Raw genomic sequence first — 26,898 nt, 5'->3', positions numbered from 1 at the left:
GAGTGGCTTTCTCTCCATTTCACTAAGAGGAAAAAACATATACTATAGAATTTATCTTCTAGTTTCGGTGTAATCAAAAGGGAAGATCGCCCTTCCCCTTACCTGTGCGATCACGCTTGCGATGGCTCCTCTCGCCGTGCGCCTTTTGAGAAGATCGCTCAAAAGCCTTAAAACATGACGGCGGCTCCGCTCATCGCTTCGGTTACATAAAAAGGGAAGACCGCCCTTTTTATGTAACCTCTATCATCACGGCGTCTCCTTGGCCTCCTCCGCTGCAGATGGCGGCGATGCCGAGGCCGCCGCCTCTTCTTTTAAGTTCGTACGCAAGTGTTAGGATGATACGCGTGCCACTTGCACCAATTGGGTGACCTAGGGCGACGGCACCACCGTTTACATTGATTTTCTCCTTGTCGAGTCCAGCGATTTGTTTGCTTGCTAGCGCAACGGCTGCAAAAGCTTCGTTTATTTCAAAAAGATCGATCTCATCTGCTTTTTTGTTCGTTTTTTCTAGCAGCTTATTGATGACGAGTCCTGGCGTTTTCGGGAATTGTTCTGGTTCGATCGCGATTGCAGTATGTGCCACAATCGCTGCAAGAGGGTCGAGTCCTACTTCCTTTGCTTTTTTCTCAGACATGAGCAACAACGCCACTGCTCCGTCGTTCACTCCTGGGGCATTGCCCGCTGTGATCGTTCCATCTTTGCCAAAGACAGGTTTTAGTTTTGCTAATGTCTCAATGGATGTGTCTTTGCGCGGGGCTTCATCTTCGCTTACGACATGAGGAGGTCCTTTTCGTTGTGTTACGTCCACAGCGACGATTTCTTTTGCTAGTTTGCCAGATTCCATTGCCGTAATTGCCTTAATGTGGCTTTCGTAAGCCCAAGCATCTTGCTCTTCTCTCGAGATTCCTAATTCGTGTGCGGTCTTATTCCCATAAGTACCCATATGAACATCATGAAAAGCGCACGTTAACCCGTCATAAAGCATGCCATCAACCATTTTACCGTGCCCCATTCGCTCTCCCCATCTAGCGTTTTTTAAGTAGTAAGGGGCATTGCTCATTGATTCCATCCCACCAGCAACAATAACCCCGCTTCGCCTAACCGAATGATTTGATCAGCCATCGTCACACTTCTCATTCCTGAAGCACAAACTTTGTTTATTGTTTCTGTTTGGACAGACCAAGGCAAATGAGCGTGCTTTGCGGCTTGCCTTGACGGTATCTGTCCTTGTCCTGCTTGAAGAACACTGCCCATGATGAGTCCATCAACTGCATCAGCTGACCAGTTTGCTCGAGTTAACGCTTCTTTGATGGCGACTCCGCCTAATTCACTTGCTTGTAACGAACGTAAGCCTCCTCCATATTTGGCAAAAGGTGTTCTTGCTCCACTAACAATCACTGTTCTCATTTCAATCCCCCTCAGATTCTGAGCGAACGCTCACTCATGTTTTTTTATATAAGTATTTTCGTTATGCGATGTTCGTTCTATTGCACTTCAACCACTCACACCCGTAAGGAAGTCGCGAGCCTCCACCGCTGTACACTACGCCTGTGGGATCTCGCCCCTACCTCTACTTGAAGCCACTGAAAAAGTGCTCGTTTATTTCGGGTTTGAGCTCTGATCTCGCTCCCGGGATGGGGGGCACGCTTTGTTGAGAGGGACGATAGAATTCCCCAGAGAAAGCAAAGTCTAACGACGTTGCAGATGAATTAGAGTATTTTCCAACAGTAATTTCTGTTGTTGAAGAAGGTGAACCACAAATCGCTCAAATCCCATCCGTTAAAGAGAAAATGAATGTGTTAAAAGATATCGTAGAAGAGTAAAAGTAACCCTAGCAGGGGAATGACACGGAGACTCCTGCGGGAGCAGTGACCCACGTGTGAGACCCCGCAGGCGACTGCCGAGGAGGCTCACCGGGCACCCGTGGAAAGCGGAGTGTCATTCCCCTGCGGCAGTTAAGCACTTTTTTTCAGTGGCCTCCGCCGAATATCACTTTCATTTGAAACCTTCAAAGAAAGCCTGAATCTATTATTCAGGCCCCTTTTGTCTTCTTATTTCATGTTTATGAAAGCCCTTTCCTTTTATTCTAGTGAACAACCTCTTCTTCTTTTTGAATAAGCGATTTTTCTAAGATTTCTACAACATCTAATGTTTCCACTTCTTCTTCGACTTCTTTCGCTTTTGTTCCATCACTTAACATGGTTAGGCAATATGGACATCCACTTCCAATCATCGATGGCTGAACTTCAAGCGCCTGTTCTGTCCGCGCCACATTCACGCGTGTTCCCTCATGTTCCTCCATCCACATCAAACCGCCACCGGCACCACAGCACATCCCGTCTTGACGATTTCGTTTCATCTCGACGATCTCAACACCCGGAATGGCTTTTAAAATGTCTCTCGGTGGCTCATAGACTTCGTTGTAACGCCCAAGATAACAGGAATCATGATAGACGATTTTTTCATTGACTTCATACTTTGGCTTGATTTTCCCTTCTTTAATGAGTTCAGCCAACAACTCCGTATGATGATAAACCTCGACTCCCTCTAATCCAAATTCCGGATACTCATTTTTAAACGTGTTGTAGGCATGCGGTCGATCGTCACGATTTTTTTCACATTGTGCTTTTGGAACAATTCGATATTAGCTGTTGCTAACTCTTGGAATAAAAATTCGTTGCCTAATCGTCTAGGCGTATCACCTGAATTTTTTTCTTTGTTTCCAATAATCGCAAATGTGACACCTGCTTCATTCATGACTTTGGCAAATGATTGTGCAATTTTTTGACTGCGTTTGTCGTATGATCCCATAGATCCAGCAAAGAAAAGAAACTCAAACTCTTCCCCTGCTTTTTCCAATTCCTTCACCGTTGGTACATGAATATCATCACGTCCATCACGCCAGTTTTCACGTTCTTTTCGGCTAATGCCCCATGGATTTCCCTGACGCTCAATATTCGTCATTGCTCGCTGTGCATCTGCATCCATTTTTCCTTCTGTCAAAACAAGGTAACGACGCATATCAATGATTTTATCAACATGTTCATTCATGACAGGACATTGGTCTTCACAGTTACGACATGTCGTACATGCCCAGATCTCCTCTTCCGTAATGACATCACCAATCAAACTAACATCATATCCAGCTGCCGCTTCTGTCCCACCTGCTCCTTGCATCGCTAGCTGATTTGCTTTCGTATTCGAGAAGGCAAATTCAGGAAGCCATGCTGATTTTGACGTAACAGCAGCCCCTTTTTCCGTTAAGTGATCACGCATTTTGACAATTAAGTCCATCGGCGATAGAACTTTCCCTGTTCCCGTTGCCGGACACATATTCGTACACCGTCCACACTCAACACATGCATATAAGTCAACCAATTGCTTTTGATTGAAATCTTCAATTCGGTTTACCCCAAACACTTCTTGATTTTCATCTTCAAAATTGATTGAAGACAGCTGACCCACTTTATGGGTACGTCCTAAGAACACATTAATTGGTCCAGCAATTAAGTGTGCATGCTTAGATTGCGGCACATAAACAAGGAAGCATAATAAAAAGAGCAAATGCATCCACCAGAAAACAAAGAACAAAGCACTTGCTGCTACCGTTGGTATGAAACCAAAAACGGCAGCGATTCCAGATGCAATTGGCTCAAATCCCGAGAACGATTTTTCAAACCAAATCATCTCCATCCCTTTTGCAAGGAGCTTTGATGTCATCAGCCCACCGATAAAAATAAGAACAAGACCTGATTTCCAACCTCTTTTTAATCTACCTAATTTCTCAATATAACGACGATGAAAGGCCCAAACGACAGCAACTAAAATCATGAGAACGATAATTTCTTGGAAAAATGTAAAAAATGGATATACCGGCCCTAGTGGCAAGTGAGACCCGATTGCTAACCCTTTCCAAATAAGATCAATTGCTCCAAGTTGTACAAGTAAAAAGCCATAAAAAAACATAAAATGAATGACGCCACTTTTTTTATCTTTCATTAATTTCTTCTGACCAAATACGTTAACCCAGACTGCATTAATCCGTTCCTTCAAAGAGTGATGAAATTCAGCTTTTTTACCAAGTTTAATGTACTCATACCTTGTTTTAACGAGTGTGATGAATAAATACACTGCATATGAAGTAACGGCTAAAAACAAGATCCAATTCAACAATGTTAACGCTTCCATAAATCAACCTCTCCCCTCTTTAATTCATTTTCTACTGTCAGTATAGCACGACTTGAATGAATGGTCATTCATTTTTTGAAATCTTTTTCTCATGAAGTTGTAGATATTCGTACATCCTAAGAGGAGAACTGCAATGAGCCAAGCCATTAATCATATGCGAAGCCATTGCATACGCTCTTGTAGAAAGAAGGTTATGCTATGAATGGATGGATTATGACTGCTCTCATTGTCATTGCTGTTCTCATTTGGTTGAGAGTAGACTTTGTATTAGGACTCAGGAAACAAAGGAAGGAAGCAACACGTCACGTTCAAAAGACGAGACATGCAGATGTTACCCTTTTGCCAACCGGGGACGAATTCTACAAAAAGTTGTTTGCAGACATAGAACAAGCAACTGATCACGTACATTTGCTTTTTTACATCTTTAGAGATGATCACATTAGCCGGAAATTACTCAAGATCCTAAAAGGAAAGGCAAAAGAGGGGGTAACCGTCAGGCTACTTGTTGATCGGTTAGGCTGTGATATCACTAAGAAAGATGTAAAAGCTTTAAGAGAAGCTGGAGCTTACTTTGCTTATTCTCACCCTGTTTCATTGCCTTATTTGTTCTTCACTTTTAATCGTCGAAATCATCGAAAGTTAGCCATTTTAGATGGTCGTGTTGGGTATATTGGAGGCTACAATGTCGGCGATGAGTATTTAGGGCGTGATCCTAAGTTTGGTCCTTGGCGTGATTTTCATCTTAGACTTGACGGAGACGGTGTGCAGGATTTACAAGGTCAATTCTTACAAGATTGGCAAACAGCTAAACAGACTTATACGGAAAAGGCGTCACATTATCCATTTCTAAAAAAAGGTGCCCTTCCACTACGGATTTTGCCAACTGACGGGACCTATCTTGAAGAGACGTTTATTGATTTAGTCAGTCAGGCAAAAGAAACAATCGTCATTGGAACCCCTTATTTTATACCCGGAAATGCGTTACAAAAAGAATTAATTACTGCTGCCAAGCGCGGTGTTGATGTGAAACTGATTGTCCCAAAAAAAGGAGACCATCCACTTGTGAAAGAAGCTGCATTTCCTTACTTTAAACCACTTATCGAAGCTGGAATCAACGTGTATCAGTATTATCGTGGTTTCTTTCATGCAAAAGCGGTCGTCATTGACAATCAAGTTTGTGATATTGGAACAGCTAATTTTGATCAACGCAGTTCCATATCAATCATGAAATCAATTGTTTAATTTATGATGCCGACTTTATTCAGAACGTTTTAAAGGAACTTGAACACGATATTTCCATTTCTGAAAGACTCACACTCGCTGCATACGAAAAACGCCCCATTACTCAAAAAGGAAAAGAACAAGTTGCCAAGCTCGTATCCGGTTTACTTTAAGTTTAATTCCTCTTTCAGATCTTACTAAAACAACCTGGACCTCTCAAAAGAGCGGTCCAGGTTTTATATTTGGTTATTTAAATTTTTGCGTGTTATCCAGCTATCAATTACGGCATTACACTGATCTGGTCGCTTTGTTGGGACTTGATGAGCGACTCCAGAAACGAATACAATATCCGCATCTTTTAATTCTTTAAAAAAGGCTAGCGAATAATGCGGAGTAAAGGCATCGAGCTTTCCATAAATCAAAAGGACGGGAACATTTAGCTGTTTCAAACGATCTGTAGAAACATACTGCTTTCCTTGTTCGTAAATCTTTTTAAGCGTTGATGAATCTCCTTGCTTAATAAAAAACGCCATCTTTCGTTGTTCCTCTTTTTTGCGAAAATGAGCTTTGGGCAAAACAATGGAAAACAAATTGAGAAGCTCATTTTTGGCTGCCCATATACCTAAATTGAATTCTTGGCTTAGTAAAAATGAGGACACTTCTGGAAAACTACTAATTAAAATAACCCCTTTAGTCATTTCCGGATACGCTAGAGCAAATTCTTGAGCGGCCGAACCTCCATTAGAATACCCACAAACAATGACGGAATCTAATTCTAACTTTGACACCAGGATGTAAGCAAGCTTTGCGAAGTCACTTACCGACGTTTGCTCTGCTCTTTTTGAGCTTCTTCCACTATCTGTTAGGTCGATAAAGATGAGCTGATATTTCTTTGAAAGTACTTTTTGATACTCAAACGTTTCTATCCCCATCACTGGAGGATGAAAAAAGACAATAGGCGTTCCCTCTCCATGAACTTCATAATAAAAATGAGCTTCGTCAGACTTTAAATAAGGCAAAGGTCCGCCTCCTTCTTAAGATTGTATAAATGGCAGTAGCCAATGAAAGAGTTTGTAGCCCAAATAGACCCCGACGATCCCCATTACCCCTGCAAGTGCTGGTGGTGCTGGGATTGGTAATTTTATGAGAGCAAAGAAAAACCCTACGACTAAGCCTGCAATTAGTGCCAATAACACTTCCTGCATAATATCCCTTCTTTCTGTCTTTACTATGTGTAAATTCACAGTTTTCATGCGATTTGATCGTTAAAAAATAATATTTACAATAAATAAAATAAGCAAAAGTAACTGGATCATAAATTTGGCAAATGTGCTACTTAAAAATGCGAGTAAAGATGCAGTCGCTACTTTAAGTGCGTGGTTGGCTTTTTTACTTGAGATGAACTCTGTTACAAATACTAAAAGGAAGGGGACTAAAATTAATCCAAATGGTGGGTATACAAATGAGCCAATGATGACGCCAATCACTGCCATTCGTTCTCCCCATTTTGATCCTCCGTATTTTTTCACAAAGTATTGATTGGCGATTAAATCCGCTACTATGATCAAAATGGTTAACAATCCAGCTCCGATCCAGAACCAGAGTGAGAGCGTACCAAGTGTAAAGGCGTATAATGAAAAGCTATCCATAATACAAGGACAGATGGAATGATTGGAAAGATCAATCCGATGAAACTTAATACAAATAAAGCCATAATGGTACCCAAATGATGATGTCCATGTCTTTGCCTCCCGTACTACTCTAATATTGTTCTTTAATGGGGGAACGTTCCATTACGCTGCAGCCACTCGCTTCATTTCACAGAGAGGACATTTTGAAGTAGCAATCTTTAGGTCAGTGTAATGGGTTGCGTGTTTTTCCCGTGTTCGTTCCATTGCGCTGCAGCCACTCGCTTTCCGCGGGGAGGTGGCGAGCCTCCTCGGCTTCGCCTGTGGGGTCTCGCCCTTACCTCTATTTCCCGCAGGAGTCGAGTGGCTTCCGCTCCATTTCACTAAGATAAAATTCTTTTAGTAGGAGTTTAAAAACAACCTGGTGAAAAGAACTTATATTACAAACTAACCCGCCAATTTTGATTTTATCCTTCAGGTTATGAAACTATGCTGCATTTGGATAGAAAAAAGCACACAAGAGAGGATATAAAAAACAAGGAAAGCCACGGAAACATATTCAAAATTAAAGCACAAAAGACCATTAGTTCCCTATAATAAAAAAAGGAACATGTCCTCACTTTATGTGAATGGTGTTCCCTTTTTTAATCTATCCAATTGAGCGCCATTAAAAATTACAAGATAAAAAAGTAACCTTAGCAGGGGAATGACACGGAGACTCCTGCGGGAGCAGTGACCCATGTGTGAGACCCCGCAGGCGTCAGCCGAGGAGGCTCACCGGGCACCCGCGGAAAGCGCAGTGTCATTCCCCTGCGGCTGGTTACCCATTAACTCGTGGAAGACAGTGACCCACGTGTAAGACCCCGCAGTACATCAGCCTAGGAGGCTCACTGGGCACCCGCGGAAAGCGCAGTGTCATTCCCCTCCGGCTGGTTACCTGCTAATCAATTGCTTTTTGTTACCCCTCTTACATTTTTTCTGGCGCTTCTACACCAACTAATGCAAGGGCATTTTTGATTGTTACTTGAGTGGCTTTCATTAGGGCAAGACGCGCATTGGATGCTTCTTTTTGTTCTGGATCAATAACTCGTTCCGCATTGTAAAAGCTGTGTAGAGTTGATGCTACCTCATGAACATAGTTTGTAATCCGGTGCGGGATTTGTTTTTCCGCTGCTTCCGCTATGACTTCTGGGAAATCTCCAATTGCTTTTAATAAATCATAAGCTTTTTCTGAAGATAACGCTGAAAGATCCGTCTTTTCATCAAACGTAAATCCTTGTTCAGCCCCTTGACGAAGCATGCTGCACACACGTGCATGAGCATATTGCACATAATAAACTGGATTCTCATTAGATTTTGATACAGCTAAATCCATATCAAAATCTAACTGTGTATCAGCGCTGCGCATCGCAAAGAAGTAACGCGTTGCGTCAATTCCTACTTCCTCCATTAAGTCACGCAACGTTACGGCCTTTCCAGTTCGTTTGCTCATCTTTACTTTTTCTCCACCTTGATACAAGCTCACCATTTGAATAATCTCAACGTCAAGCTGTTCCGGAGCATAACCGAGTGCTTGAATGGCTGCACGCATTCTCGGAATATACCCGTGGTGATCAGCTCCCCAGATGTTGATAAGCTTCTCAAAGCCACGATTCATTTTATCTTGGTGGTACGCAATATCTGGTGTTAAGTACGTATAACTTCCGTCGTTTTTAATTAACACACGATCTTTATCGTCTCCATACGTTGTAGACCGGAACCATGTTGCCCCGTCTTCTTCGTACGTTTCCCCTTTTTCAGCTAATACTTTTAATGTCTCCGTTACTTTTTCTGATTCATATAAAGATGTTTCTGAGAACCAGTTATCAAATTCAACGCGATATTCCTTTAAGTCAACTTTAATTTTTTCAAGCTCTTTTTCTAGTCCATACTGACGAAGAAATGTGTGACGTTCTTCTTCTGAAACATGAACATACTGATCTCCATGTTCGCTAGCTAAAGCTTGTCCAAAATCAATGATATCTTGACCATGATAGCCATCTTCTGGCATTGGCTTTTCTAATCCTAGCGCTTGGTAGTAACGTGCTTCTAGTGAAAGGGTTAAGTTGTGAATTTGATTTCCTGCATCATTGATATAATATTCACGCTCGACATCATACCCTGCTTTTGCTAAGACGTTACATAATGCATCTCCGACTGCTGCTCCACGAGCATGACCTAAGTGCAATGTACCTGTTGGATTCGCAGATACAAACTCGACTTGGATTTTTTTGCCTCCTCCAACGTTCGTCTCACCATAAGCATCTCCAGCCTTTAAAACAGCTGGGACCACATCGCGTAAGTAGCTGTTATCCATGAAGAAATTAATAAAACCAGGGCCCGCAATCTCCACTTTTTCTACGGATGCGCGCTCCTTATTTAAGTTTGCAACAAGTTCCTCTGCAATCATTCTCGGCGCCTTTTTGGCCACACGTGCTAGTTGCATAGCCATGTTCGTCGCATAGTCACCATGCGTCTTTTCTTTTGGTGTTTCAAGTACAACCTCTGGAATTTGATCGGCGGTTGCTAATCCGGCCGCCTCTACTGCTGCAACAATTTGCTCTTTTAGTTGCTGTTTAATTTGTTCTACGCTATTCATTTGCTTGTATCCTCCTCTAAAGTTAACCGAACGGAATGAGTACCCGTCTCTTGACCTTGCAACGCAAATTTATATGTAAGTTGTATGCGGCCTCGATTTTTTCCTGTTGGCCATTGGACAAGTAATTTTTCTGTTGATGCTGTTGTTTCCCATGAGGCATCAGATGTCACGTATCGACCGAGTGTTTCCTCACCGACAATAAAGCCTTGTCTCATTAGGATTGCTCCTTGCCTAATTAGCATTAGTTCACGGCCATCCCATTTCATCGTCGTTTGTACACTTTCATTTTCTGATAGGACCTCTTCAAATCGCAAATAATCTTGACTCCCTTTATGAAATAATTCACCTCGGGTTGTAAACTCATAGGAATCGGTATGATCCCCGTGATCAATCTTCGTTTGAAATCGCATTTTTAGTGAACGTTTTGTCGTTTTATTCATTCCGGCTCGCACACCTCTCTATCCTTCATAGTTTATCTAGTTTACGTAGGACATGCAAGATCGAAATAAGGAGCCTGCCCTCATCATTCTTTAACTCGTTAAAAAAGGCACTGTCCCCTATGTAAAAAGAGCAACGCATTGGTTGCTCTTTCGATGTTCATTTCTTCTATTTGATTAAGTCGTCAACAAACTTCGGGAGAGCAAAAGCCGCTTTATGAAGCTCTTTTGTATAATAGTTCGTCTCGAGCTTAAAAAATCTGCTATCCTCCACTTGTAGTGGATCGTATTGTTTAGAGCCAATCGTAAACGTCCAAAGACCACTTGGGTATGTTGGAATGTTGGCTGTGTACAAACGTGTAATCGGAAAGATTTCTTTTACGTCTTTGAATACATTTTTAATCAAATCACTATGAAACCAAGGATTGTCCGTTTGGGCAACAAATATACCATCCTCTTTTAACGCTTTTGCAATTCCTTCATAAAATCCTTTTTCGAATAATTTCACAGCAGGCCCAACCGGTTCCGTTGAATCGACCATTATGACGTCATACTCATTTTCTGATTTGGCAATATGCATAAATCCATCGTCCACTTGAACGTTGACACGAGGGTCATCTAGGGAGCCTGCTATAGTTGGCAAATATTTTTTGGAGTACTCAATTACTTTTCCATCAATTTCAACAAGGATTGCTTGTTCAACAGAAGGATGCTTTAAAATTTCACGAATCACTCCGCCATCACCGCCGCCAACGACTAACACACGCTTTGGATTTGAATGAGTAAATAGAGGTACATGGGCTACCATCTCATGGTAGACAAATTCATCTTTTTCCGTTGTCATCACCATTCCATCTAATACGAGCATGTTGCCAAACTCCTCTGTCTCAATCACGTCCAGTTTTTGAAATTCCGTTTGTTCCGAATGATGGGTTTGCTTAATTTTTGCCGTAATCCCAAACTGTTCAGTCTGTTTTTCCGTGTACCACAATTCCATGCTATTCACCTCGTTTATCGCTTGTTTCCCATTACATAGAATCTTCTAATTCCGTTCGTTCTACTCTAAGAAATAAAAAAGACAAGTGAAACAAAAGGAATCTTCTCTGTTTTTATGTTTAAAACGTTGCTTTCTTACCCATGATGAATAGATAAGCGAACCGCTTCATGAACGCATTTGTTCGCAATCGCCATAATAAAATTTATCTTACAGAACGGGGTGACGTAATGGAAGTCGTCATTGACCGACGAGTACGCCGCAAAAGGCGCTTAGTCCGTTTATTTTTTCGTCTATTGTTAATTTCTTTAGTATTAGCAGCAGGAGGGGCTGTTGGCCTTCTTTCGTATACGAAAATGCAAGGTCCTCCTCCTCTCAATGTTTCCCAAACAACCGTTTTCTACGGTGCCGACCATTCGCCCATTGGTCAACACCATCAAGGAGAGAACAGACATTGGGTTGACTTATCTTCCATTGATCAAGATGTGATTGATGCAACCATTTCCATTGAGGATCGGCGGTTTTATCGCCATATGGGTTTTGACCTGACTCGAATTGGGGGGGCTGTTGTGGCCAACCTCCGTGCCGGTTCTATGGCTCAAGGAGCAAGTACACTAACCCAACAATATGCTCGAAATTTGTACTTAAGTCACGATAAAACATGGGTACGGAAATGGAACGAATTGCTTTATTCTTTACGCCTAGAGATGAACTATGACAAAAATCAAATTTTAGAAGGTTATTTGAATACGGTCTACTATGGTCACGGGGCTTACGGAATTGAAGCCGCCTCCCATCATTACTTCGGAAAATCATCTGATGATTTAACCCTTGCAGAAGCAAGTATGCTTTCAGGTATCCCGAAAGGTCCGAGTTTTTATTCACCATTGTTTGATTTAGAGCGAGCCAAAAGTCGCCAAGCGGTTGTGCTTCAATCAATGGTACAAAACGGGGTGATCACACAAGTAGAGGCAGACGAAGCCCATGCTGAGCCTCTTGATTTTACTCATGATGAATTAGAAAGCTCAGCAACCGTCGGACCTTATTTTCAAGATGCAGTTGAAAGCATGCTCATTCAGGACATTGGGATTGATCCAGCGCTCTTTGAAGCGGGTGGATTAAAAATTTATACAACACTTGATCCAGATATGCAAAAAGAAGCAGAATATTGGGTTGATCGGGAGATGCCTGATTCAGATCTTCAAACGGCCCTTGTCGCAATGGACCCTCGTACAGGAGATGTAAAAGCATTGGTAGGAGGAAAAGATTACATCGAAAGCCCATTTAACCGAGCAACCCGAGCAACGAGAAGCCCAGGATCATCTTTTAAACCATTTTTGTACTATGCAGCACTAGAAAATGGATTCACATCAGCCTCTACATTGCTAAGTGAAGAAACGGTGTTTGAAGTAGATGAAGGTCGTCAAACGTGGGCACCAGGGAACTTTAATCAAAACTATGCCAATGATTTTATCACAATGCTTCAAGCCATGGCATTTTCCGATAATATTTATGCGGTCAAAACTCACCTGTATTTAGGGACAAGTCGATTAGTAGAAGTTGCCCAACGTGTTGGCATTGAAAGTCCACTAGATGACCGGCCTTCTCTTGCACTCGGCACATCAGATGTAACCGTAACGGAAATGGCAAGAGCTTATAGCGCGTTGCCAATGGTGGCAAAAAGGTAGAGCCTCGCTTTATTAAAAAGGTGGTTGATGCCAATGGAGAGGTTCTTTACGAGTCAGAGCCACAACTTGAACAAGTTCTAGATCCTAAGTTAGCTTTTATTACAACGGATTTAATGAAAGGCATGTTTGACCCACACTTAAGTGCACATGCTTCGGTTACAGGCCGTTCGGTTGCTCATTTAATCAACCGTCCTGTTGCAGGTAAATCTGGTTCAACAACTTTAGACAGCTGGATGGTTGGCTACACTCCACAACTTGTTACAAGTGTGTGGGTTGGTCATGATAGTAATACGAGGTTGAATCATTCAACAGATGGGCAACGCGCGAAGAAGATTTGGGCGAACTTTACTGAACATGCACTAAGTGATCAGCCCGCTATTGATTTTCCAATTCCAGATGGAGTTGTTGGAGTCGAAATGAATCCAGCCAATGGATTATTAGCGACAGAAGATTGTCCAACTCATCGTGTGACGTATTTCGTAGAAGGAACAGAACCAACAAAAGAATGTCCAAAACCAGCAACAGATGGTGAAGAGGTCGAGGCAATTGACGAAGAAACCCATGAAAAGGAGCGGTTTATTGATCGTTTTTTTAAATGGTTCGGACATTAATTTAAGTGATGTTCGAGATTCCGGAAGCGCTCAGCATCAAAGTGAAAATGGAACAAACAAGGTACACACAACTAAAAAAAGGAAAAAAATACCAATAAGAAAAAGCGCAAAGGGTGTCCAATCCCTTGCGCTTTTTCGTGTCCTAGTATAAATGTGCTGTTTATACTTCCTTCAGTTTACTCGTAATAATCAAAAACCTCAAGCATCGGAATCAGTGTTCAAAAATCTTTCAAAGTTATTCGATATTAGGGGTTTACAAATTCAAAATCCCAATATCCAACTATCCTTCTAACGCCTCATGTAGCTCTTGCTCAGAGTTGTTCCACATTTCCTCATTATGTGACTTTAAGAAGTCCGCTAAAATTTTCTTTGACTTATCATCCATATCATCTACAAGGATTTTCCCTTTTAGCGATTTATCCATTTTATTAACGTGTTCTGGTAAGCTTTTGTATCCACGTCTAATTTCTATATCTACGGTCATCTCACAACCCGCAACACCTGCATAATATGGCTTACCTGCTTTGTGGCCAATGGTTACCCAGCAGAGCCAGTATAACTTTCCATTTGGAACCTTCTCTTTATCAGGAAGAAACTTAATACGCTTTTCTACGGCAGAGCGAGCATGAAGAGCCCCCATGTCAACAAACGCTTCCCCCTCTGTCGGATCAACAAAAACTGGTGAAACGTTATCTAAATTCATTGTACCCGCACCGTACCCACCGTGCCCGTCCGTCGAGTCATTGCTTAAAATGTTAAACCCACTACTTTTTTTCTTTTTCAGGTTATCGTTATTTAATAAGTCCATTCCTACACCTTCCTTTTCCTGCCTTTGTTCAAATTTTACACAAAACTGCCTGCTTAATGCTAGTGTTAAGTTATTTCTATTTTGCATACGTAGCAATAGGTTTTCCCTATTGTCGAAAAAACTCACTCCAAAGAGTGAGCTTTTATGAGGACCCGAGCGTTCTTAGTGATTCAATAAAATCATAGGCTTGTTCGATGTCATCTTCCGTATAATTCGATTTCTTTTTCAGTGTAAACACTTTTTCCTTCACTTCATCGCGATTTAGTTCCTCAAAATACAAAAGGGTAGACACAAGCTCTAAAAAACGTGATGTTTGACCGTTTAATTGTTCGATCAACTCTTCTGTTTCCGGCAAATCAAATGGGTAAAGCTCTAAAAACTTTTGCCCTTCCTCTGACAGAGCATACCGATATTGATAATAATTCCCTTTGTCCTCTTTGTTTTCTAGCAAAAATCCTAAGTTGCACAGCTCTTCCATCCGCAAGCTGAGTTCCTCCGAATAAGGCCCAAACATATGAAACTTAAACCGCTCTGAAAAAGGCACGTCCATTTTTTTTGCAATATAAATCATCTTTTGCAGCTTCTTCCGTCCAACCACTTCACCTGCTTGCAAAAAAAGTGCCATTACATTTGCATGATCCTTCAGCAAAGCCTGTTCCCCCTTTTATACGTTCAACAAATCTCGAATCTTCTTTTTCACATCTTTATGTTCACTCTCATCCTCTAAGCAATCAAGCGGAAAATAGAGTTTATGATCGGTTCGTTTTTTCCAGATATCGCTTCAACAACATCTGACTGGCGTGAGAGCTCACGCAATTTTCCGTTTGGCATAATTAAATGAATCGGCAAACGCTCTTCCTCTTCACCTGGACGATAGAAATCATAAGGGAGGTCTGATGAGGAATCCACAACTAAATAATAGTCTGGGTTCAGATCCGCTTTACGGAACAAGTCCTGAAGAACAAGCCAATCATTCATCTGCAAATTCGGATTAAATTCGACATACTTAAATAATTTTCTATTACAGAATCTTACACAAAGATCGCTCAAAATGCGATCCTCTTCTTCTTGCCAAATTTGAAAATAATAGAGAGTTATCGCCTCATCAAGCCGTAAATAATCATCCAAGCTCCCTTTTCCATTAAAAAATGAATAAAAATGTTTTGGCTCATGTTTGAACGCATATCCTTGCTCATAGAGTTCTTTCGCTCTCATGAAAATTTTGGTTAAAATCACTTCACCACTGCGCGTCACCGGATGAAAATAAACTTGCCAATACATTTGATACCGGCTCATAATATAATCTTCAACGGCATGCATACCGCTTTGCTTAATCGCTACTTGATCTTCCATCGGCCTCATAACACGCAAAATCCGCTCCATATCAAAATGTCCATAGCTCACGCCCGTATAGTACGCATCGCGCTGCAAATAGTCCATCCGATCCGCATCAATTTGACTTGAAATGATGCTTGTCACAAGTTTATTGGAATACGTTTTTTCAATTACATCCGCTACCGCTTGTGGAAAATCCGGAGAAACGTTTGCTAACACGTCATGCACTTCTGTATCGCCTAAAATAATTTGTCTCGTCCACTCCTCGTGATCCGTATCAAACACCTTTTCAAAGGAATGAGAAAAAGGCCCATGCCCAACATCATGCAAAAGGGCGGCTGAGAGAGCCAGGAGACGTTCCTCTCCATTCCAATGTGGACGGCCATGAAACACATCAAGAATCCGCCTTGTAATCTCATATACACCTAACGAATGGTTAAAACGAGTATGCTCGGCACCATGAAACGTCATATACGTCGTGCCAAGCTGCCTCACACGGCGCAAGCGTTGAAACTCCTTCGTTCCAATCAGAGCCCATATTAATTCATCTCGCACATGAATGTAGCGATGGACCGGATCTTTGAATACTTTTTCTTCTTCTAATTGACCGTAGTAAGGTTTTGTCATTTCCGTCCCTCTCGTTTCCGGTAATAGTAGTTTCTATTATATAGGAATGTTTACCCTGTTGTAACCTAATACAATAACAGTTCCATAAATCATACAAATATCCTGTCATTTTTTGTAAAGCTTTGAAGAAGTTGTTTCTCTTAATGAAATAAAGCGGAAGTTACTCTTCCTTGGGGAAATGAGGAGAGGCCACTGAAAAAGTGCTCGTTTACTTCGGACTTGAAAGGGAGCTTTGCCCTCGCTCCCGGGATGGGGGGCACGCACCTGCAGGCGGGCGTTGAACTAACCGGCTGCGCCGGTGGATTTCAACCTGCCCTTCCCTCCTGCGGGTGTCGGCCCTCCCATCCCGTCCGCTTTTTTGAGAGGAACGATAGAAGCTCCCTACTCTTCAATGATCTTATAACGAGTAAAGCATCATCGTTGCCGCCACACGCAAAAAGCTAATTATAGTTTGATCGTGGATTAAAAGTATGAAAGCTGATACTAGCAGGGGAATGACACGGAGACTCCTGCGGGACCAGTGACCCACGTGTGAGACCCCGCAGGCGACAGCCGAGGAGGCTCACCGGGCACCCGCGGAAAGCGGAGTGTCATTCCCCTGCGGCAGTGAGGGACTTTTCTAGTCCTCTAAAATAGAGGTAGGGGCGAGAATCCACAGGCGTAGCGCAATGGAAAGAATTCGTTACTTCCACTAGCCCATACAAAAAACCCCTGCTACGAAGTAACAAGGGGTTTACGCTTTTATTTTTTTTAACACTTTTTCAATTAGCTGATCTTCGTCTGGTGCTGCGACAGGACGGTTGTTTACAAAAGCAAACGATTTTTTTCTTCCCGGACCACAGTATGATTGGCATTTAATATCAATGGTTGCATCAGCATCGACTTTTTTCAAGCGTGGGACGAGTGTTTTGATGTTTGTCGCTTGGCATTCATCACAAATTCGAAACTCATTTGCCATTTTTTCTTGACTCCTTCTCCTACAATTATCTATATGTTCAACGGAATGTCCTCTTTTTAAACCAACAACTAGTATATCACAAACTTTTATAGAAGCAATTGTCTAGTTTACCTGTACATGATTAGGTGTTTGAACATGGTATAATATCGATATTCTAAACACTTATTAGGAGCATGTCCATGATGAATTCTCTATTTGACATTTCAAAAAATTGGCGTCTGTTAGATCATACGACGTTTGGTCCTGATTTTGATGCCCTACAATCATTTGCCTATGACGACACATTGTGTACGTTTATCGGCCAACAGAATCAGCTTCCAACATTACGAGCCTGGGTTCACCATCATACGATTGTTCTCGGGATTCAAGATAGCCGCCTGCCTTGTATCGATGAAGGCTGTGATTACTTAGAGTCAGCAGGCTATCGTGCGATTGTCCGAAATTCAGGAGGACTAGCTGTCGTCTTAGATGATGGCGTTCTAAATCTTTCTCTTATTTTAAAGGAAGAGAAAGGATTTTCGATTGATTCGGGATATGAGCTTATGTATTCCCTTATTCAAAAAACATTTACTGAGTATCAAGTTGAAATTGACGCCTACGAAATTGTTGGCTCTTACTGCCCTGGCAGTTTTGATTTAAGCATCAATGGGAAAAAATTTGCTGGCATTTCACAACGACGAATTCGCGGTGGTGTGGCCGTTCAAATTTATTTATGTGTTTCTGGTAGCGGAAGCGAACGCGCTAAGGTTATTCAACATTTTTATGAAAAAGCTGTTAACGGTAAAGAAACCAAGTTTACCTATCCCGTCGTACGGCCTGAAACGATGGCCTCATTAAGCGAGCTCCTAAATGAAGAACTCACGATTGCGAGTGTCATGACAAAATTACTACAGACAATGCTTAAAGAAGGAGTCACGTTAACTCCCGAACCATTTTCAGCTGAAGAGCAAAGTCTATTTAATGACAACTACGAAAGGGTGCTTGCTCGTAACGAAAAGGCATTAGCTAAGATCGAGAAAAAGCATTAGCTTATAGTTGCATATGGAGGGCACTGAAAAGGGTTGCCCTCCAAGCAAAATGTGAATCCGGATTTTGTTTTTCCCCCTGCTTTCTGTCCGAACCTGCACTCTCTTCGGACAACTTCTAGTTCTTCACCCGGCTTTCTGTCCGAACCTGCACCCTCTTCGGACAGCTTTTGGCTCTTCACCCGGCTTTCTGTCCGAACTTAGACTCTCTTTGGACACCTTCTAGCTCTTCACCCAGTTTTCTGTCCGAACTTGCACCTTCTTCGGACACAATCTAACTCATTCCCCTCTTTTCTGTCCGAACTTGGCCTACACCCTTTTCTCCAACTTAAAAAAAGACGAAAATCGCTGTGATTTTCGTCTTTTCACAAATTAATTCGTTACTTTTTGGTTGATTGCTTGCATCGCTGTGATAAGGGACAGTTTATACACGTCTGCTGCATTACAACCGCGTGATAAATCATTTACTGGTTTGTTTAACCCTTGTAAGATTGGTCCAATTGCGTCGTATCCACCAAGGCGCTGCGCAATTTTATAACCAAGGTTTCCTGACTCAAGGCTTGGGAAAATGAAGACATTAGCTTGGCCTTGAAGTGGAGAATCTGGTGCTTTCTTTTGCGCGACTGCTGGAACAAATGCAGCGTCAAATTGGAACTCTCCATCGATAACTAAGTCTGGTCTTGCTTCTTGCGCCATCTTAGTTGCTTCAGATACTTTTTTCGTTTCGATTGATGATGCAGAGCCTTTTGTTGAGAAGCTAAGCATCGCTACTTTTGGATCTAGTCCGAACACTTTTGCGGTTTCTGCTGTCGCAATGGCAATCTCTGCTAACTCTTCGTTATTTGGAGCAATGTTGATTGCACAATCACCGAAAACAAATTTATGCTCATCTTTTACCATAACAAACACACCTGACGTACGCTTAATGCCTGGCTGTGTTTTGATGATTTGTAATGCCGGTCGAACGGTATCTCCAGTTGAATGGGCAGCCCCACTTACTAGGCCGTCGGCTTTGTCCATATAAACAAGCATCGTTCCGAAGTAATTCACATCAACTAATTTTTCTTTTGCTGTCTCCTCAGTTTCTTTTCCATTACGGCGCTCAACAAAAGCTTTCACCATTTCATCCATTCCCTCATAGTTATGAGGGTCTAAAATCGTCACATCACCCAAGTCGATTTGATTCTCAATAGCTTTTGCTCTAACCTCTGTTGGATTCCCAATTAAAATCGGTGTAACAACTTGATCTTTTGCCAAATTTGCTGCTGCTTCTAAAATGCGTTCGTCAGTTCCTTCTGGCAAAACGATCGTTGGTTTATGTTTTTCAACTTGTGCTTTTATTTCGGAAAAAAGATTACTCAAGATTAATTCCCCCTAAGTTTTACGTACTTAACTTACTCTTACCATAAGGATACTCCTCTTGTAAGCAAAAAGGAACCATAATTGTCAAGTTCACTAAAGTGTTAATTTTTTAAAAAATAATAATGTTTTCGCTTTCATGCTTACTACATTAGCATTTTTCGTTACTTCTTACATTAGTTTTAGGATAGCCAAAGGATTTCAGGGTTATGTGTCGAAAAGATGTTTTACAAAGTGAATTGTCATTCATTTTTGTAATAAAGGGGGATTACGTTCAGATGAATTCATTGGCTGTTAGATCCAAAGTGGAAAACCAAGTTGCTACCATTACTCTAAACCGACCAGAAGTAAAAAACGCATTAAATAAAGCATTGCTCGACGAGTTACATGATTTGCTTCAATCCTATGACGCTGATGATACAGTTCGGGTTGTTGTGATTCAAGGATGTCAAGGTGCTTTTTCCGCTGGAGCTGATTTAAAGAGCATCCCAATAGAAGATCTTCAAACATTTGACTATGGAACGTTTTTAGAGGAGACGTATAATCGACTAATTCGTCAAATTGTTTCGATGAAAAAGCCTACGGTTGCACATATTAACGGGATTGCGGTTGGGGCTGGTTTAAGCATTGCCCTTGCGTGTGATTACCGCGTTGCCTCTAAAAACGCCACGCTAGGCCTTGGCTTTATGAAGATTGGACTCGTTCCTGATGCAGGTGCTTCTTATTTTTTACCTCGACTCATTGGATTAGGCAATGCTATGGAGCTTGCTCTTGGCAAACTTCTTTCTGCTGAAGAAGCTAGACAAATTCAACTTGTCACTCAAGTTGAAGGTCTTGACCTATTTCTTGAGACTGTAAAATCAATGCCCTTTACAGCTTTTAGCCTTATGAAGCAAAACTTTCACCAAAGTTTCCAAAGCTCCTTACATGAAGTTTTACAAATGGAAGTAGACGCCCAACGCAAGGCTGGTGAATCAAAAGAGCACAAAGCGGCCATTGCAGCCTTTCTTAACATGAGAAAGTAACAATTTAGACACTTCTCATTCTTCAGCCTGGCTCCGTTCGTGGCTTCGTCGTTTTAAATATGATATAGTATCGTTGATTACATATTTGAAACGATACTTTCACATAAAGGAGATGTTTTTAATGAGCGAAGCTGCAATTACATTAGATGGTTGGTATTGTCTCCATGATTTCCGTACAATCAATTGGCCAGCATGGAAAACGATCTCAGCAGAAGAACGAGAGGAAATTATAGCAGAGTTCCAATCACAAATTGACAATTGGGAGCAAACAGAGGCAGATGAAAAAGGCAGCCACGCGATTTATTCAATCGTTGGTCAAAAGGCTGATTTCATGCTCATGATTCTTCGTCCGACAATGGAAGAATTAAATGAGATTGAAGCCATTTTTAACAAAAGTCGTTTAGCTGAATTCACGATTCCATCTTATTCGTATGTATCTGTTGTTGAGTTAAGCAACTATATGGCAGGAGAAAGCGATGAGGATCCTTATCAAAATCCACATGTTCGAGCACGTTTGTACCCTCAATTGCCAAAAGCGAATCACGTTTGTTTTTATCCAATGGACAAGCGTCGTGATGGCGATGATAATTGGTACATGCTACCGATGGAAGACCGACGTTCCCTTATGCGTAGTCATGGAATGATTGGCCGCAGCTATGCTGGGAAAGTGAAACAGGTTATTACTGGTTCTGTTGGTTTTGATGATTGGGAATGGGGCGTAACGTTATTCGCTGATGATGTACTTCAATTTAAAAAATTAGTTTATGAAATGCGTTTTGATGAAGTATCAGCTCGATATGGTGAATTCGGATCATTTTATGTAGGAAACATCCTTCAACCTAGTCACCTACCTAAGTTCTTCAGCATATAAATAGGAAGAAACCACATCGATTAGGGTGTGGTTTTTTGTTATTTCGATAGTCTTTACTAGTGGATCCGAAGACTAATTTGAAAACACATGCATACGCCCCTTTTTCCACTCATATAGTGAAGTAACTGCACCGATTACGGCATCATTCTTTCATTTTAGGTTGCAGGTTTCGTTTATAACTCTTACTTAACAACTTAGAAAGTCAACTTTGGATAGGAGGTGAACGGATGGCTGTTATTAAGGCAAATTCTAATGATGTCGATATGCTAGCACGTTTAATGAGAGCTGAGGCAGAAGGTGAAGGAGAGCTTGGTATGTTAATGGCGGGAAATGTTATGGTTAACCGCACAAGAGTACGCTGTATGGATTTTGGAAATGTCAATACGATACCGCATATGGCTTTTCAGTCTCCTGGTGGATTTGAAGCTGTCCAAAAAAGTTATTTTTACCAAACTGCGAGAGAGAAAGATCGGCGGTTAGCACGCCGCGTGATTAATGGCGAGAGGTTCCATCCTGCTGAATTTTCATTATGGTTCTTCCGTCCAGAAGGTTCGTGTCCTGCGCAGTGGTGGGGACAGTGGAATACAGGTCGTTATAAGTTGCACTGTTTTTATCAACCATTGCCTTCAGATTGTGGCGAAGTGTTCGGAACGTATTAACTAACTGAAAAAGGGGCGATCAATGTGTATCAACAACCATGGTATCCACAACAACAAGGAACAACAGCGTATGGCCAGCAACAAGGATTCCCTCAACAGCAGCAACCGACTCAGCCAACTGGGCAAATGCCTTATCAATCTTCTCAAGCTTATCAATATCAGCAAGTGCCAGGTATTACACAAACGTCACAAATGTTTCAACAAGGGATGACTCCATCACAATTCTTTGCTCAACAAGAAGGCATGCTGCCACTTGAACAATCATACATTGAAAATATTCTTAGGTTAAACCGCGGGAAAAGAGCTAGATTCTACATGACGTTTGAAAACAATGCGGAATGGAATGCGCGAGTGTTTGAAGGAATTGTAGAAGAAGCTGGACGTGATCATATCGTGGTTGGCGATTTTGAAGACCAAAATCATTACTTATTACTTATGGTAAACCTAGATTATGTCGAATTCTTTGAGCCAATTGAGTATGACTACCCATTCGGGCAAGCAGCAGCACCGTTAGCCACTTACTCCCCGCGTCCAAACGGCTCTTAACAATAACATAAATAGGCCTTGAGAGTTGCTACATCTCTCAAGGCTTTTCCTTTTGAAAAGTGACCGGTTTTTATAACCCTCTCATCACAGCAATTGCTAGCAACACCCAACCAACAATAAAGGCTAAACCTCCTATTGGTGTAATGGCGCCAAGCTTCGTGATTCCAGTTAAAGCCATTGCATACAAGCTTCCTGAAAAGAGAAGGATACCAATTAGAAAACTCCACCCCGCCCCATTTAAACCAGGAAGTTGGTACTTTAATGCAATAATTCCTACTGCTAAAATAGCGAGTCCATGAACCATATGGTATTGGACACCTGTTTGATAGTTTTTCATCATACGTTCTGTTAAACGTGGTTCTAGTCCGTGTGCACCAAATGCACCAATCGCTACAGATAAACCCATAATAATGCTGCCAATTAAAATAAAGATTTTTGCCATTTTTACTCAACTCCTTTTTAAGAACTCAACCAAATCTTACCACAATTTATACCAAACAAGAATTTGTTTAGAAAACCAACCTTTTACGTGAAATTTCACTTTTCTTTCTTTAAAATAGACAAAAAAGGAGGTTCTTTCATGAGTACAGTAAGAGTTCGTCCATATACACTAGCTGACTTTAATGGATTATTAGACATCCAAAAAGAAGCATTTCCTCCACCATTCCCAGAAGACTTATGGTGGTCACGGGATCAAATTGAAGCACATGTCATGACATTTCCAGAAGGTGCATTGCTTGCAGAGGAGAATGACGTTGCCGTTGGCTCTGCTACTTCCTTACTGGTCACCTATGATGGAAAACCACACACGTGGGAAGAGGTCGCTGACGACGGCTTTATTAAAAGAAGTCACGACCCAAACGGGGATAGTTTATACGGAATCGATTTATGTGTAAGACCTTCTTATCGTGGAAAAGGGATTGCCGGGGCCCTTTATGAGGCACGCAAAGAGACCGTTCGAAAACTTGGACTCAAACGATTTATCGCAGGTTGTCGCATTCCAAATTACCATGAATACGCAGATAAACTAACTGCAGACCAATATGTAGAAGCAGTTCAAAAGGGAGAAATCAAAGATCTTGTTTTAACGTTTATGTTAAAACAAGGGCTTCGTCCCCTTCAAGTCATGCCTAATTACCTTGAAGATGAGGAATCCCTTGATTATGCTATTTTGGTCGAATGGCGAAACGATCAATTGTAATTAGAAATCGAGGATATTGCGATCCTTCTCACTAATTTCTCCTCCACTTTGGATAAGTGGTTTCGCAAGCGTTTGTTGTGGCTCTTGCGTGTAATGGTGCTGCATTGGTTGAGGTTGAGGAACCGGTTGAGCTTTTACTTGGCCTGTTCCAGTGCCTTTTAGCAATTGACTATATGCCTCAATGACTGCAGCACATTCACGAACGGCAGTCGCGTCGCCACTAGCAATTGCCTTTCGTAGTTTTTCTGTTTGTGAATCGATCTGATCACAGATTTGTTTTGCTGGTATATTCATTTTCGTACCCTCACTTTATTTAGAAACGGTATATTCTTAAGCTACTGATAGGGTGGCTCACTTGTGTTTTTGCTGCTCGTTTACCACAAATTTAAATAAAAGAACTGTTTTCACATTTTTAACTTTTTATCCTTATAAGGCCCGTTCCATTGCGCTGAAAGCCACTCGCTCCCTCAAGGATCCTCGACTATGCCTGTGGGGTCTCGCCCCTACCTTAATTTAGGCCACTGAAAAAGTGCCTAACTGCCGCAGGGGAATGACACTACGCTTTCTGCGGGTGCCCGGTGAGCCTCCTCGGCTGTCGCCTGCGGGGTCTCACACGTGGGTCACTGCTCCCGCAGGAGTCTCCGTGTCATTCCCCTGCTGGTATCAGCTTTTCATACTCTCAACCCAAAAACAACTAAGCTGAGCTTTTGTATGTGTGAGTTTGGCAACAACAATGATACCTTTACTCGTCATAAGATTGTTGAAGAGTAGGGAATTTATCGTTACCCTCAACCAAGCGGACGCGAGGGAAGGGCAGGTTGAAATCCACCGGCGCAGCAGGTTCAACGCTCGCCTGCAGGTGCGTGCCCCATCCCGGTATGCGAGACCGAAGTTACTTTTTAAGTCCGAAAAAATGAGCACTTTTTCAGTGCCCTACCCTCTATTTCCCGCAGGAGTCGAATGGCTTCGGCTCCATTTTACTATATTCCTCTATTCTAACATACGACCTAAACAACAAAAAGAAGGAGCTAACCTTAGTGGTCAGTTCCTTCTTTTTGTTCCCTTGATGCGAAAATTGCTTTGACTCCTGCTATGTTTACACCTTGTTGAATGAGTGATTTAATTTCTAGAAACCGTTCAATGTCTTCTAGTGAGAACATTCTTTGGTTCCCCTCGTTGCGTGATGGTTTAATGAGCCCTTGTTCTTCATAATAACGAATTTGTCGGGCAGACAAGTCCGTCATCTCCATTACTACACGGATGGGAAAACACGATTGTCTTCTAGGAATGTCTGACTTCACTCGCTCCCCTCCTCCTTCGTTACCATTCTATGATTGTGTCATTCGTCCTTTTGCTAGGTACGTATAAACGTCTCGTAATGTCTCAAAGCCTATTTCCTTCGCAAGTCGAATGTTTTTTTGCCATAACTGTGCCGTCACAAGTGCATCTTGTAATGCATGATGCCTCGTCTCTACTGGAATATCATGATAGGCACAACATTCATCCAAAGTTACTAGATTTTCTGGAACGACAATTTTTGTTAAGAACGAAGTATCAATGATTCGATGTTGAAACGTCGTTCGTAACGTTTGCCAAGTCGCATGGGACATAAATTTTTTCTCATGAGATGCATGATGCGCAACTAATGTTGAATGGCCTATGAACTTATAAAAGTCCGATAAAACGTCCATTAAAACAGGAGAATCATTTAGTTCTTCTTCTGTTAACCCTGTAAGCTCTAAAATTTCTTCTGATGGTTTATTTGAGCACTTCACCGTTGAATAAAACGTTTCTTCTCTTAAAATCTCGCATCCTTTCATTTTGACTGCACCAATGGAAAGAATACTATCTCCCTTGTCTGGGTAAAATCCACTCGTCTCAAGATCAAAAATGATAAAGGTAAGCTCAGAAAGAGGACGGTCAAGAACGTCTTCTTGCTTTAACTGACGCTGAATTTGACGTAAATGAGTAAGCCTTGCAGCATCAGACTGCTGTTGCAGTGATGTATAGACATTTGGACTTAAGCGGTTTGACAACTGTTTGACTAGTTGAACCATATTATTAATCATCGTTTCCTCATCCTTTTAACAGCCTTTCGATCGTCTGATACAATTGATGACCTTCTCTTACCCATTTTTTTAACAACCTTCGCTCTTCTTTACTTAACGATTCAAGTGAGAGATGGTGAATATTCTCATATTGCCCGACTTTATGTTGCCAACCCACTCGTTTTTCTAGAAGTTTTTCAAACGATTGCTGCGTCTGTTTGATGTTTGTGTATTTAGTTGGTAATTGTTGAAACCTTCCAATTGTTGAGCTTGTTAAGATTTCTTGCTCTAATGCAAGTAAACGAAGTCCATTTACATATGGAAACAACACGATTTGCTTAAAATCAAATTTCCCTTTATGAACTCCTTTTGTTTCTACAAGTAATTGGTTAAACACTCCTATTCCTTTTTTAAGCCGACCTGTATTTTCTGTTAATCTTTTAAGCAAGTAAGGCTCCTTTTTTATGAGTTGAAAGATCGTCTGCTTGAGTTGATCAAGCAATTCATGTTTTCCATAAATCGACCTAGAGTCAAAAAACGTTAGTGTGTATCTAAGCGTTTCCCACTTATCTTCTTTCAACCATGAATGTAACTGAGCTTCCCACTTTTCATATGAACAACACCATTTCCGATTCGAAGCCATTACATTCCCATCACAGCGCTCGTATCCTACTTTTTCAAGCGCATAGACAATTTCTCTCCCAAAGTGCAGGAAATATAACTGATCCTCTTCGTTGTTGCTTTCATACACAAGTCCATGATCTTGATCACTCCAAAAAGATTGTTCAAGCCTGCCACCGCTTCCCATTAGAAAGAAAGCAAAGTGAGTGGGCGGTTCGCCCCACTCACTTACTGTCCTTTTTAGAGCGTGACTTACCGCTTTGTTTATGATCTGCTCATGACTTTCTTGAAGTGAGGCTGAGGTATGCTCCTGTTTGTGAATGGTAGAGAGGCGCTCCTCATATAAGAGACGCAACTCCTTATCCCATTCGCTTTCACCATAGGTAGAATAACTCTTTGCCCCTGACATC

The 26,898-nt window shown here is 41.6% G+C and carries 21 protein-coding genes and 5 pseudogenes; 8 read left to right on the top strand and 18 right to left on the bottom strand.

Annotation, left to right across the window (positions count from 1 at the left end; all coding sequences use genetic code 11):
* Positions 1-229: 229 nt before the first annotated feature.
* A pseudogene (locus JCM9140_RS13100) lies at positions 230-1,407 on the bottom strand (acetyl-CoA C-acetyltransferase).
* 679 nt (positions 1,408-2,086) lie between these two features.
* Positions 2,087-4,188: pseudogene (locus tag JCM9140_RS13095) on the bottom strand ((Fe-S)-binding protein).
* Positions 4,189-4,386: 198 nt separating this feature from the next.
* On the opposite strand from JCM9140_RS13095, the gene cls reads away from it, so the two are divergent.
* The gene (gene cls, locus JCM9140_RS13090) at positions 4,387-5,430 is read left to right on the top strand and encodes a cardiolipin synthase (RefSeq protein WP_235715343.1); all 1,044 of its coding nucleotides are present in this window, start codon (positions 4,387-4,389) and stop codon (positions 5,428-5,430) included.
* Between the two features lie 215 nt (positions 5,431-5,645).
* Here cls and JCM9140_RS13085 read toward each other — a convergent pair whose 3' ends face one another.
* From JCM9140_RS13085 to speE, 6 genes are all read right to left on the bottom strand, one after another.
* Positions 5,646-6,428 (bottom strand): alpha/beta fold hydrolase, encoded by a 783-nt coding sequence (locus tag JCM9140_RS13085; RefSeq protein WP_034747168.1) that lies wholly within the window; start codon positions 6,426-6,428, stop codon positions 5,646-5,648.
* 15 nt (positions 6,429-6,443) lie between these two features.
* Positions 6,444-6,614, bottom strand: a complete 171-nt coding sequence (locus tag JCM9140_RS13080) for a XapX domain-containing protein (RefSeq protein ID WP_034747166.1) — start codon at positions 6,612-6,614, stop codon at positions 6,444-6,446.
* Positions 6,615-6,674: 60 nt separating this feature from the next.
* Positions 6,675-7,058 (bottom strand): DUF456 domain-containing protein, encoded by a 384-nt coding sequence (locus tag JCM9140_RS13075; RefSeq protein ID WP_369384429.1) that lies wholly within the window; start codon positions 7,056-7,058, stop codon positions 6,675-6,677.
* Between the two features lie 946 nt (positions 7,059-8,004).
* A complete protein-coding gene (argS, locus tag JCM9140_RS13070; protein WP_034747164.1) occupies positions 8,005-9,675 on the bottom strand; it encodes an arginine--tRNA ligase in 1,671 nt (556 codons plus the stop codon).
* Positions 9,672-10,115 carry a YwiB family protein gene (locus JCM9140_RS13065; RefSeq protein WP_034747162.1) on the bottom strand — a complete coding sequence of 148 codons (444 nt, stop codon included), beginning with the start codon at positions 10,113-10,115 and terminating at the stop codon, positions 9,672-9,674. Before JCM9140_RS13065 ends, argS begins: the two co-directional genes overlap by 4 nt.
* A gap of 166 nt (positions 10,116-10,281) precedes the next feature.
* Positions 10,282-11,109, bottom strand: a complete 828-nt coding sequence (gene speE, locus JCM9140_RS13060; protein WP_034747159.1) for a polyamine aminopropyltransferase — start codon at positions 11,107-11,109, stop codon at positions 10,282-10,284.
* A gap of 227 nt (positions 11,110-11,336) precedes the next feature.
* Between speE and JCM9140_RS13055 the strand changes: the two are divergent.
* Positions 11,337-13,405, top strand: a pseudogene (locus JCM9140_RS13055) (transglycosylase domain-containing protein).
* Between the two features lie 280 nt (positions 13,406-13,685).
* Here JCM9140_RS13055 and JCM9140_RS13045 read toward each other — a convergent pair.
* The 4 genes and pseudogenes from JCM9140_RS13045 to JCM9140_RS13030 form a co-directional block, all read right to left on the bottom strand.
* The gene (locus tag JCM9140_RS13045) at positions 13,686-14,213 is read right to left on the bottom strand and encodes a YwhD family protein (protein WP_034747154.1); all 528 of its coding nucleotides are present in this window, start codon (positions 14,211-14,213) and stop codon (positions 13,686-13,688) included.
* Positions 14,214-14,355: 142 nt separating this feature from the next.
* Entirely contained in the window at positions 14,356-14,862 is a 507-nt protein-coding gene (locus JCM9140_RS13040) for a YwgA family protein (RefSeq protein WP_034747151.1), read from the bottom strand.
* A 15-nt stretch (positions 14,863-14,877) separates the two neighbouring features.
* Positions 14,878-16,175 (bottom strand): annotated as a pseudogene (locus JCM9140_RS13035) (HD domain-containing protein).
* Positions 16,176-16,908: 733 nt separating this feature from the next.
* The gene (locus JCM9140_RS13030) at positions 16,909-17,133 is read right to left on the bottom strand and encodes a YuzB family protein (protein ID WP_034747149.1); all 225 of its coding nucleotides are present in this window, start codon (positions 17,131-17,133) and stop codon (positions 16,909-16,911) included.
* A gap of 179 nt (positions 17,134-17,312) precedes the next feature.
* Between JCM9140_RS13030 and lipL the strand changes: the two genes are divergently transcribed.
* Positions 17,313-18,161: an octanoyl-[GcvH]:protein N-octanoyltransferase gene (gene lipL, locus JCM9140_RS13025; protein WP_034747145.1), complete on the top strand. Its 849-nt coding sequence runs from the start codon at positions 17,313-17,315 to the stop codon at positions 18,159-18,161.
* A 369-nt stretch (positions 18,162-18,530) separates the two neighbouring features.
* On the opposite strand, the gene pta is transcribed toward lipL, so the two are convergent.
* On the bottom strand, positions 18,531-19,520 hold the full coding sequence (gene pta, locus JCM9140_RS13015) for a phosphate acetyltransferase (RefSeq protein ID WP_034747140.1): 990 nt from the start codon (positions 19,518-19,520) through the stop codon (positions 18,531-18,533).
* Between the two features lie 275 nt (positions 19,521-19,795).
* Between pta and JCM9140_RS13010 the strand changes: the two genes are divergently transcribed.
* The 4 genes from JCM9140_RS13010 (at position 19,796) to gerQ (ending at position 22,618) form a co-directional block, all read left to right on the top strand.
* Complete coding sequence (locus tag JCM9140_RS13010; protein ID WP_034747137.1) at positions 19,796-20,542, top strand: enoyl-CoA hydratase/isomerase family protein; 747 nt, start codon at positions 19,796-19,798, stop codon at positions 20,540-20,542.
* Between the two features lie 121 nt (positions 20,543-20,663).
* Positions 20,664-21,413, top strand: a complete 750-nt coding sequence (gene hemQ, locus JCM9140_RS13005; RefSeq protein ID WP_034747135.1) for a hydrogen peroxide-dependent heme synthase — start codon at positions 20,664-20,666, stop codon at positions 21,411-21,413.
* A 227-nt stretch (positions 21,414-21,640) separates the two neighbouring features.
* A complete protein-coding gene (locus tag JCM9140_RS13000) occupies positions 21,641-22,072 on the top strand; it encodes a cell wall hydrolase (RefSeq protein WP_034747133.1) in 432 nt (143 codons plus the stop codon).
* Between the two features lie 24 nt (positions 22,073-22,096).
* Positions 22,097-22,618 carry a spore coat protein GerQ gene (gerQ, locus tag JCM9140_RS12995; protein ID WP_235715342.1) on the top strand — a complete coding sequence of 174 codons (522 nt, stop codon included), beginning with the start codon at positions 22,097-22,099 and terminating at the stop codon, positions 22,616-22,618.
* A 70-nt stretch (positions 22,619-22,688) separates the two neighbouring features.
* On the opposite strand, the gene JCM9140_RS12990 is transcribed toward gerQ, so the two are convergent.
* Positions 22,689-23,060 carry a DUF423 domain-containing protein gene (locus tag JCM9140_RS12990; protein WP_034747127.1) on the bottom strand — a complete coding sequence of 124 codons (372 nt, stop codon included), beginning with the start codon at positions 23,058-23,060 and terminating at the stop codon, positions 22,689-22,691.
* Between the two features lie 138 nt (positions 23,061-23,198).
* On the opposite strand from JCM9140_RS12990, the gene JCM9140_RS12985 reads away from it, so the two are divergent.
* Positions 23,199-23,819 (top strand): GNAT family N-acetyltransferase, encoded by a 621-nt coding sequence (locus JCM9140_RS12985; protein ID WP_034747124.1) that lies wholly within the window; start codon positions 23,199-23,201, stop codon positions 23,817-23,819.
* Here the strand turns inward: JCM9140_RS12985 and JCM9140_RS12980 are convergent, their stop codons facing one another.
* The 4 genes and pseudogenes from JCM9140_RS12980 to JCM9140_RS12965 all read right to left on the bottom strand — a co-directional run bounded on the left by JCM9140_RS12980 (position 23,820) and on the right by JCM9140_RS12965 (position 26,897).
* Complete coding sequence (locus JCM9140_RS12980; RefSeq protein WP_034747122.1) at positions 23,820-24,113, bottom strand: DUF5327 family protein; 294 nt, start codon at positions 24,111-24,113, stop codon at positions 23,820-23,822.
* Positions 24,114-24,874: 761 nt separating this feature from the next.
* Positions 24,875-25,120 (bottom strand): annotated as a pseudogene (locus JCM9140_RS12975) (MerR family transcriptional regulator); the annotation flags it as partial.
* Between the two features lie 27 nt (positions 25,121-25,147).
* A complete protein-coding gene (locus JCM9140_RS12970) occupies positions 25,148-25,888 on the bottom strand; it encodes a 3'-5' exonuclease (protein WP_034747119.1) in 741 nt (246 codons plus the stop codon).
* Positions 25,889-25,895: 7 nt separating this feature from the next.
* Complete coding sequence (locus JCM9140_RS12965) at positions 25,896-26,897, bottom strand: DUF294 nucleotidyltransferase-like domain-containing protein (protein WP_034747117.1); 1,002 nt, start codon at positions 26,895-26,897, stop codon at positions 25,896-25,898.
* Position 26,898: the final 1 nt, after the last annotated feature.

Source organism: Halalkalibacter wakoensis JCM 9140, assembly GCF_000513095.1.
GTDB lineage: Bacteria > Bacillota > Bacilli > Bacillales > Bacillaceae_D > Halalkalibacter > Halalkalibacter wakoensis.
Note: the sequence above shows the minus strand (reverse complement) of the source record. Positions and strands in the feature narration are given on the sequence as shown.

What these genes read in the sequence shown, in the direction of transcription:
- hemQ (WP_034747135.1), top strand. Translation starts at nt 20,664, where the DNA reads ATGAGCGAAGCTGCAATTACATTAGATGGTTGGTATTGTCTCCATGAT.
- lipL (WP_034747145.1), top strand. Translation starts at nt 17,313, where the DNA reads ATGATGAATTCTCTATTTGACATTTCAAAAAATTGGCGTCTGTTAGAT.
- cls (WP_235715343.1), top strand. Translation starts at nt 4,387, where the DNA reads ATGAATGGATGGATTATGACTGCTCTCATTGTCATTGCTGTTCTCATT.
- JCM9140_RS13065 (WP_034747162.1), bottom strand. Translation starts at nt 10,115, where the DNA reads ATGAATAAAACGACAAAACGTTCACTAAAAATGCGATTTCAAACGAAG.
- JCM9140_RS12980 (WP_034747122.1), bottom strand. Translation starts at nt 24,113, where the DNA reads ATGAATATACCAGCAAAACAAATCTGTGATCAGATCGATTCACAAACA.
- JCM9140_RS12985 (WP_034747124.1), top strand. Translation starts at nt 23,199, where the DNA reads ATGAGTACAGTAAGAGTTCGTCCATATACACTAGCTGACTTTAATGGA.
- JCM9140_RS12990 (WP_034747127.1), bottom strand. Translation starts at nt 23,060, where the DNA reads ATGGCAAAAATCTTTATTTTAATTGGCAGCATTATTATGGGTTTATCT.
- speE (WP_034747159.1), bottom strand. Translation starts at nt 11,109, where the DNA reads ATGGAATTGTGGTACACGGAAAAACAGACTGAACAGTTTGGGATTACG.
- JCM9140_RS12970 (WP_034747119.1), bottom strand. Translation starts at nt 25,888, where the DNA reads ATGATTAATAATATGGTTCAACTAGTCAAACAGTTGTCAAACCGCTTA.
- JCM9140_RS12965 (WP_034747117.1), bottom strand. Translation starts at nt 26,897, where the DNA reads ATGTCAGGGGCAAAGAGTTATTCTACCTATGGTGAAAGCGAATGGGAT.
- JCM9140_RS13000 (WP_034747133.1), top strand. Translation starts at nt 21,641, where the DNA reads ATGGCTGTTATTAAGGCAAATTCTAATGATGTCGATATGCTAGCACGT.
- JCM9140_RS13010 (WP_034747137.1), top strand. Translation starts at nt 19,796, where the DNA reads ATGAATTCATTGGCTGTTAGATCCAAAGTGGAAAACCAAGTTGCTACC.
- JCM9140_RS13030 (WP_034747149.1), bottom strand. Translation starts at nt 17,133, where the DNA reads ATGGCAAATGAGTTTCGAATTTGTGATGAATGCCAAGCGACAAACATC.
- argS (WP_034747164.1), bottom strand. Translation starts at nt 9,675, where the DNA reads ATGAATAGCGTAGAACAAATTAAACAGCAACTAAAAGAGCAAATTGTT.
- JCM9140_RS13075 (WP_369384429.1), bottom strand. Translation starts at nt 7,058, where the DNA reads ATGGATAGCTTTTCATTATACGCCTTTACACTTGGTACGCTCTCACTC.
- JCM9140_RS13045 (WP_034747154.1), bottom strand. Translation starts at nt 14,213, where the DNA reads ATGGACTTATTAAATAACGATAACCTGAAAAAGAAAAAAAGTAGTGGG.
- JCM9140_RS13080 (WP_034747166.1), bottom strand. Translation starts at nt 6,614, where the DNA reads ATGCAGGAAGTGTTATTGGCACTAATTGCAGGCTTAGTCGTAGGGTTT.